Raw genomic sequence first — 7,731 nt, forward strand, 5'->3', positions numbered from 1 at the left:
TGGAGCTCACCCAATAACATTGGAGCACAAAAGTGATCTCCATCGATGTTATTAGGTGATCTCGTTGGATGGTATTAGATGATCTTGATGAATGTTATTGGGTGATCTGCTTGGATGAAAATACCCAGCTTTACGTAACCCGGAGTTCAGGGCCGTTTTGGCCTGCATCGTCTGCAACCAGGCGCGAAACTCCTTCAGCCACGGCCGGGCATAACGCTGCCGCCACTGACGCCGTTTATCCGGGGGCCGGTGTTTGATTTTTCGCTCCAGCTTGTACAGGTCACGAATACCGTCCAGTGCCTGTTTGGCTGTCGGATTGGCACTGGCCTGGTATTGGTCAAAGAACTTGCGGCGGGCATGGGCCCAGCAACCCGCTTCGGTGATATCCGCCCGGGCATGCAGCGCGTTGTAACCCGCATAATCATCCGTCACCAACGTGCCGCCCGACCAGTCTTTCAGCAGGCTCTGCGCATAACGGCCGCTGCGGCCGGGATACAGCTCATAGTACACTACTGCGGGCGAGGTATCAGGGCCGGTGACAGACGTCCACAGGTAAGCCCGCTGGGTCTGGCCTTTTCCCGGGGCCAGTATCGGCAACGGGGTCTCATCGGCATGCAGCACCGGGGACGTCAGCAGCGCCTGCTTCAGGGCGTCGGCTAACGGTTGCAACGCCACAGCCACCTGCCCCACCCAGTCCGACAGGGTGCTGCAGGCCAGGGTTACGCCCCTGCGGGCATAGATTTGCTGCTGACGGTAGAGCGGCAGGTGGTCACGATATTTGGCGACCACCACCTGAGCCAGCAATCCCGGCTCCGGAAGGCCCTTTTCGATAAGACGGGCAGGCTGGGGCTGGGCATGTACGCTCTGACAGGCCGCACAGCTGTACTGCGGACAGACATAACGCCGGACAACAAATGTCGCGGGGCGATATTCCAGCCGTTCACTGATTTCATCGCGCAAAAAACGCAGGGCATGACCGCAATCCGGGCAGCTCTCCGTCTCCAGCGCCAACCGGATATCTTCACGGGGTGGGTAATGTCGCCGGCAAAGGTTGACGTTTAGGATGAGACGCGGGCGCGTTTTCCCTGATATGCAGGCGTGACAGCTGGGTTTCCAGCCCCGCGATATCGGTCTCCGCATCTTCCTCAAACTGACTGCGTTTGGGACCGGCAGGCAGGGTTTTGCTGTGCGCGCCAAAACGCCAGCGTTGCGCCTGTTTCAGGGCCTCTTCCAGCTGGCGAATATAGTCGTGTTGTTGCTGAAGCAGCGCCATTAAGTCATAGAAAGTCATGCCGACAGTGTACCGGATAATGCCCTGCCGTTATCCGGTAAAAGTGTGACCGGGGCGGCAGAATTAGCTTTGCCAGCCGGACAGGTCATCCCCCTCGACCTGTTGCCAGTGAATGCCGCGGATGAGCCAGACAAAGTGGGCCCGGTGCAGACGGCGGGTACACAGCCAGACGCCATGTCGGTCCCAGCGCAGCACCTTGAGGCGGGAGCAGGCCTTGTTGCAGAAAACAAAGGCGGCTTCGTCCTGCCAGCGCAAATTCAATCCTTCGAGGTGTTGGGTCAGGGCATCAATGGACAGGCGATGACATAACCGTCCGGGGTATGCAGGGTGACGGTCTGCGCGTCGTCAGGCTGGAGAGAAACCGGCAGGATGGCGGGCAGTGTCTGGCTGAGAGGTTGGGGTATTTGTAAGCGGCTCATTTGAACCGTATTGACGATTAGATATTGGTAAGGTTGAGTTTCCAGGGAAGCAGCTCATGTACCTTGTTTGATGGCCAGTCAGCTATATGGCTGATGACGTACCGCAACCACGCTTCCGGGTCTACACCATTAAGCCGGCAGGTGCCGATTAATGAGTACAGGATGGCCGCCCGCTCACCTCCGCTGTCAGAGCCCGCGAACAGCCAGTTTTTTCGCCCAACAGCGACGCAACGCAGGGCGTTTTCTGCGATATTATTGTCGATCTCCACCCAGCCGTTACGGCAGGACTCGTTCAGACTGTCCCATAACTTCAGCATGTAGGCGAACGCCTTCGCTGTCTCCGAGTGCCGCGACAGCGTTGCCATCTGCTGCTGTATCCAGTCGAACAACAACTGCATCAGCGGAGCGCTGCGCTCTTTTCTTAATGCCAGTCGTTCTTCTGCCGGGCTACCCCGGATTTCTGCTTCTATGGCATATAACTCACCTATCCGCTTCAGGGCTTCCGTCGTGACTGCTGTTGGCGAACGAACGTGAACGTCATGGATTTTACGCCGGGCATGCGCCATGCAGGCGGCCTCAGTGATATTCCCTGTTTCATACAACGCCCGGTATCCACCATAAGCATCTGCCTGGAGAACACCGCTGTAACCGGCCAGATGCTGTTGCGGGTGAACGCCTTTGCGATCGGCTGAGTACGCGAACCACACGGCCGGCGGCATGACCGAGCCTGCATTTCTGTCATCGCGGACGTACCCCCACAGGCGTCCGGTCCGGGGTTTACCGCTTCCTGGCTCCTGAACGGGCACGGGGATATCATCGCCATGGACTTTGCCCGGCATGGGAGACTGGACTATACCGTCACACCGACCACAGGCCAGCTTGGGGCGTTGTGTTTCGATCACTTTAAAGGCGCTGCTGATGATCTCGAGTTGTTCTGAGATATCGCAACCCAGCGCATGCAGTTCCCCGCCACATTCAGGGCAGCTTTTTTCTGCCGGAGGGAGCGACTGTATTTCGCGGGGCAGAGTGGCGGGTAACGGTTTTCGTGACGAGGACTGCCGCAGCGCAGGAGGCAGTGCCGGGTCGGGTTGTTCACCCTGGATGTCGGCCATTTCTTCCTGAAGGTGACTGATGTGCTCCTGCACTTCGCGTATCTGTCGTTCAGTCTTCTGCCGTATTTTTTCTGAACGCTGGCCGAACTGCATACGTTGCAGTTTTACCACCAGGGCTTTCAGTCGGCTAATTTCGCTGGCATAAGAGGCCACCCGCTGGGACAGCAGGCGATTGTTTTCTGCCCGTATTTCGTTAGCTGCCATCTGCTCACGCAGCAGCACTTTCAGCTGGGCGATATCGTCAGGGAATGAGGGCGTCATTCCCTCACTTTACCGCAAGTTATATCCGTATGCCAGAGCGTTCCATCCGCTGCGGATGTTTCCAGTTTATGCCTTCAAGCAGCATGGACAGTTGGGCGGGAGTCAGATGGATTTTACCCTCACGGGTCACCGGCCAGACGAAGTGCCCACGCTCAAGCCGTTTGGTAAACAGGCACAACCCATCGGCATCAGCCCACAGTATCTTAAGCATATCACCCCGACGACCGCGAAAGATGAAGACCTGCCCGGAGAACGGATTATCTTTCAGTGCGTTCTGCACCTTTGAGGCCAGGCCGTTGAACCCGTTGCGCATATCAGTGATGCCTGCCACGATCCAGATACGTGTGCCTGCTGGCAATATGTTCATTAGACACCCCCCTTCATTTCACTGATCAGCATACGCAGAAGTTCGGGAGTCAGTTCACCCCGGATGCGCAGTATGCCGGAGGGAAGCTCCAGTTCACAGCAAGGCTCCCTGTCTGCGGGTTGCTGCATAGCGGGGATCGGCGGTTTAACAGGCACAGTGATTTCAGACAGTGTAACGGGCAGGAGCAATGAACTGTCATCCCGGGGACACAGAAGTCCGCGTTTATAAAGGTGACGCCAGTTAAACAACAGGTTGTCGTTGATGCCGTGTTCACGCGCCAGTTGTGCGACATTGGAGCCAGGTTGCAGTGATTTTTCGGCCAGGGAGATTTTAAACGCGAGTGGAAAATTCGGGCGGCGTGACCGCTTGCGTACAACGGGCTCATCCGCTAAAACCGGCTCAGGGATATCAAGCCTGACGGCATGGGTACGTCCGGGGTAAAGCTGCGATTCGAGCTTGTCGGAGGTCATGTTATCAGGCAACGGCCAGCTAATTCCCTGCTTTTTGAAGCGAACAAAGAGATCGCAAATGGTACTTTTGGGGATCCCAAGCCGACGACCAACATCGAGCCTGGATAGGTGTTCATCAAAATGTAAGCGCAGTGCGTCGAGGAGCAGTGTCCGATATTTCATAGCGATAGTGTCCATTAGAAATGATGGACATTATTTTCCCCGAACCGGAGGCATACCGATAGACGGTCTAAATGAGCCGTTTACGGGTATTTTGTGACTGTCGGCAATCCAGTCGCGGAAAGAGGAAAAACTCAGCTGATGCTGTTCACAATACTGTTTTCGGGTCAGGCTGCTGTGCCGCCATTGGGTCACAGGGTGTTGTTTTTGCTTCGGGGTATATCGGCTACGGCTCATGGCGTCAGTCTCCTGGTGAAGGTAAGGAAGCGATAGCATGCAGGGGCCGCAGGGAAAGGACAAGGTGAGTTCACCGGAGCCTTACAAAGAAGCGGCATAAATGTAATTTTATTACATCAGGCGACAACTACCTTGAAAAACGCCGTCTGATAAAGCAAGGTGAGATGACCGGACGCTTACAGTTCACCGGAACCTTACGGTGTTATTGCAGAAATGACCACAGAACCCCTAATAGCCTGGACTAGACCAAGGTACTGAGATACCTACGTAGTGATAAGGAAACGGGGCTCGGATGATATCATGGCGCAGGTGATTTAACCCACAATGACGCCGGATATATGGTCGCAAACCGTTTCAATTCAATGCTTGCACAACCGGGGACGCCCATATATGGTCTGGCTAATCCCTTTCTACGACGGGACTTTCACCCGCAAGATCAGTACAGCTTTGCCCAGCGCACCGTCCATCACATCACTACACTACCTTAAATGGAAAAACCGTCACTGAAAGTTTTCTACTCAGAAAAAGATTTCTCAGTGACGGCTTAAATAGGATTCGGGTTAAATTAATATCACACTGGCTCTGTATCACTGCTGATTAATAACGTTCTATTCATAGCTTCAGCTAGCGTGATTTTATTCTCATTCTCCTCCATCATACTTGAATGATTACCCGGAATAGCAATCAACTGTAGTAGTGTATCAGGCATTATTCGCTCCCAACCTAACGATTGCTCTATGTTCACAAATTCGGCCCCCTCATTTGTCACAAAAAAGGCATCAGGAGAAAATTCTATTGCATAGAACTGATGCAAAGTTACTGCCAACGTTGGTGGTTCATAATTAGCAATTAATTGTGCATAACGTGCAATTTGCTCCCAATATTTTGCGACCACATCGGCACGTAGAGTTGCCGGATATAATTCCAGTTCTTGTGCGGCCTCAATCAACTGAACTAAATTCAACGCTTCAATGTTCTGGTGCAACACCGATATCTCTTCTAGATGCTCTCCTTCTAACCGATGAGTGAGTCCAACAAGGAAACGATATTTCGGTTGCAGAGGATCTTTTCCTAAATAATGAGGCGCTAGTGTATCAATCATCCCCAAGAAATTAACCTGCTCACCGGCATTCAAAAGCTGCTGAGCAATCGCATAAGCTAATATACCGCCGGAAGAATAGCCTCCTATCCTGTATGGCCCTGTGGATTGAACAGCTTTCATCAGGGTAACCATTTTGGCAGCTAACTCTTCCATCGTTGACATCGGTTCTTCATTGATGGAAGGCCAAGGTAATGCATAAATCGGGTAACCCGATGAGATGTACTGGGACAGCCCGAAGGCATACGAATAGTCTCCCGTACCAGTGGGAATTAAAAATAGCGGTAACCCTGTTCCACCAGGCCGTACTGATATGGCGCTATTTTGTCTTTGAAGCAGAGGGTCTAAGGTTATTTTTACCGCCAGTTCGACCAACACAGGGAACTGAAACAGGGTATTTAGCGTGAAATTCAAGCCCTGCCCAGCAGCAAGATTCATCATTCTTACAGCTAATAGTGAATGTCCTCCCAGGGCAAAGAAATTGTCGTGCCGGCTAATTTGTTCAATGCCCAGCAGTTTATGCCAAATCGTCGCCAACAAGATTTCGGTTGCTCCTTGTGGTGCCTCATAGTGTTGACGGGCAAACGCGTCGCTATCCGGTGCTGGCAATGCCTGTTTGTCCAGTTTTCCGTTAGCGGTTAACGGGAAGCTCTCTAGTCGCACAAATGCCGCTGGCACCATATAATCCGGCAGAACCGAATTCAGGTGGATACGTAAGCTGTTAACCAGTCCCTCCTCAGCGTCCGCCATCACATAAGCCACCAACCGTTTATCCGCCCCGTCATCCAGTGCCAACACGACGGAACCACGCACTGCAGGATGTTCCATCAACTGGGCCTCAATCTCCTCCGGTTCAATACGGAAACCGCGAATTTTCACCTGCTGATCATTACGACCGAGGAACTCCAGATTGCCGTCCGGACGATAACGCGCCAAATCTCCAGTACGGTACATACGTGCATCCGGTTTATCACTATATGGGTCATGAAGGAAATGTTCAGCCGTTAATTCGGGACGATTGAGATAACCGTGAGCCACGCCAGCACCGGCGATATAAATTTCGCCGACTACACCAAGCGGGACAGGTTGCCCAATAGGATCGAGAAGATAGATCTGGGTATTGGCGATGGGACGGCCTATCACCGATACTTCCGGTATTTCTGTCTGAGTAGGGTATTCATACCAGGTGGCATCACCATTAATTTCGGATGAACCATAGAAATTTAACAGACGGAGCCAAGGGTAATCCGTCACAACTTGCCGAGCCAGTTCAGGAGCCAGCCGTTCTCCGCTGCAAACTAACGTCCTAATGGATTTCAATTTATCGCTATAACCTTGAATTAAGTGTTTTAACAGCGAAGGCACCACCACCAGATAATTGACGCCAAAACGACGTAAACCATCACTGAAACGATCGAAATCTTTCACTTCATGATCATTGAATACAACCAGTTTACCTCCAGCCAACAACACGCCTAGCATTTCAGTGACAGAATCAACAAAGCTGATGCTGGTTTTTAGTGCCCCGACCAATGGTGTCGTTGCGATATTCCGGACGAACCATAATAGGCGGTTACATAAAGCTTGGTGACTATTCATAACGCCTTTAGGCTGTCCCGTAGAGCCTGAGGTGTAGATTACATAGGCCAGATGGTGTGATGTCAGTCCCAACACCTGAGGATCTGGATTATCGGTGGAATATGACATCCAAAGTTGAGTTTGGGCATCAAGTACGACAGTAGGCACAGTGCTGGCTAGCCGGTCAACCCACTCGGTTTGAGTCAGTACTGCAACGGGAGCTGCATCTTCGAACATATAGGCCAATCTTTCATCTGGATAAGCAGGGTCGAGCGGCATATACGCCCCACCAGCTTTCAGGATGGCTAATACCCCAGTCACCATTGCGGGTAACCTTGACACACACATCGCGACCCGTTGATCTGGTTCAACACCCAGTTCAATCAACTGGTGGGCCACACGATTAGCCCGGGCGTTGAGTTCCGCGTAACTGAGCGACTGGTTTTCATACACCAGGGCAATGGCGTCCGGGGTTGTCGCTGCCTGCCGTTCAAATAACTGATGGATACATAAGTCTTCAGGATACGGCGTTTCCGTGGCATTCCAGGTGGTGAGTAACAAGGTCCGTTCCGCGGCCGGCAGGATATCCAGGGCACGCACCGGCCTGTCCAGGGTGTGCGCCAGCGCCTCCGCCAGACTTTCCAGTGCCTGCTGCATATAGTCACAGACCCGCTCCGGCCCAAACGGCTCGACAACCTGAGCGGTCAGCCCCAGCGCCGTCCCAAAATCCTCCACCGA

Annotated in this window: 7 protein-coding genes and 1 pseudogene; 1 reads left to right on the plus strand and 7 read right to left on the minus strand. The window is 53.0% G+C overall.

Annotated elements, in window-relative coordinates:
- Positions 1-126: 126 nt before the first annotated feature.
- From tnpC (C5470_RS20755) to tnpA (C5470_RS20780), 6 genes and pseudogenes are all read right to left on the minus strand, one after another.
- Positions 127-1,291, minus strand: a pseudogene (gene tnpC, locus C5470_RS20755) (IS66 family transposase); the annotation flags it as partial.
- A 63-nt stretch (positions 1,292-1,354) separates the two neighbouring features.
- The gene (tnpB, locus tag C5470_RS20760; protein ID WP_166291656.1) at positions 1,355-1,588 is read right to left on the minus strand and encodes an IS66 family insertion sequence element accessory protein TnpB; all 234 of its coding nucleotides are present in this window, start codon (positions 1,586-1,588) and stop codon (positions 1,355-1,357) included.
- Positions 1,589-1,727: 139 nt separating this feature from the next.
- Positions 1,728-3,083 carry an IS66 family transposase gene (gene tnpC, locus C5470_RS20765; RefSeq protein ID WP_166291645.1) on the minus strand — a complete coding sequence of 452 codons (1,356 nt, stop codon included), beginning with the start codon at positions 3,081-3,083 and terminating at the stop codon, positions 1,728-1,730.
- Positions 3,084-3,102: 19 nt separating this feature from the next.
- A complete protein-coding gene (tnpB, locus tag C5470_RS20770) occupies positions 3,103-3,450 on the minus strand; it encodes an IS66 family insertion sequence element accessory protein TnpB (protein ID WP_166291647.1) in 348 nt (115 codons plus the stop codon).
- Positions 3,450-4,082, minus strand: a complete 633-nt coding sequence (gene tnpA / locus C5470_RS20775) for an IS66-like element accessory protein TnpA (protein ID WP_166291649.1) — start codon at positions 4,080-4,082, stop codon at positions 3,450-3,452. The genes tnpB (C5470_RS20770) and tnpA (C5470_RS20775) overlap by 1 nt, the downstream gene beginning before the upstream one ends.
- A gap of 30 nt (positions 4,083-4,112) precedes the next feature.
- On the minus strand, positions 4,113-4,316 hold the full coding sequence (gene tnpA / locus C5470_RS20780) for an IS66 family insertion sequence element accessory protein TnpA (RefSeq protein WP_166291650.1): 204 nt from the start codon (positions 4,314-4,316) through the stop codon (positions 4,113-4,115).
- Positions 4,317-4,640: 324 nt separating this feature from the next.
- On the opposite strand from tnpA (C5470_RS20780), the gene C5470_RS20785 reads away from it, so the two are divergent.
- Complete coding sequence (locus C5470_RS20785) at positions 4,641-4,823, plus strand: hypothetical protein (RefSeq protein WP_166291652.1); 183 nt, start codon at positions 4,641-4,643, stop codon at positions 4,821-4,823.
- A gap of 64 nt (positions 4,824-4,887) precedes the next feature.
- Here the strand turns inward: C5470_RS20785 and C5470_RS20790 are convergent.
- Positions 4,888-7,731, minus strand: a 2,844-nt coding sequence (locus tag C5470_RS20790; RefSeq protein WP_166291654.1) for a non-ribosomal peptide synthetase, incomplete at its 5' end; no start/stop codon positions are given.

Source organism: Photorhabdus stackebrandtii, assembly GCF_011189495.1.
GTDB lineage: Bacteria > Pseudomonadota > Gammaproteobacteria > Enterobacterales > Enterobacteriaceae > Photorhabdus > Photorhabdus khanii.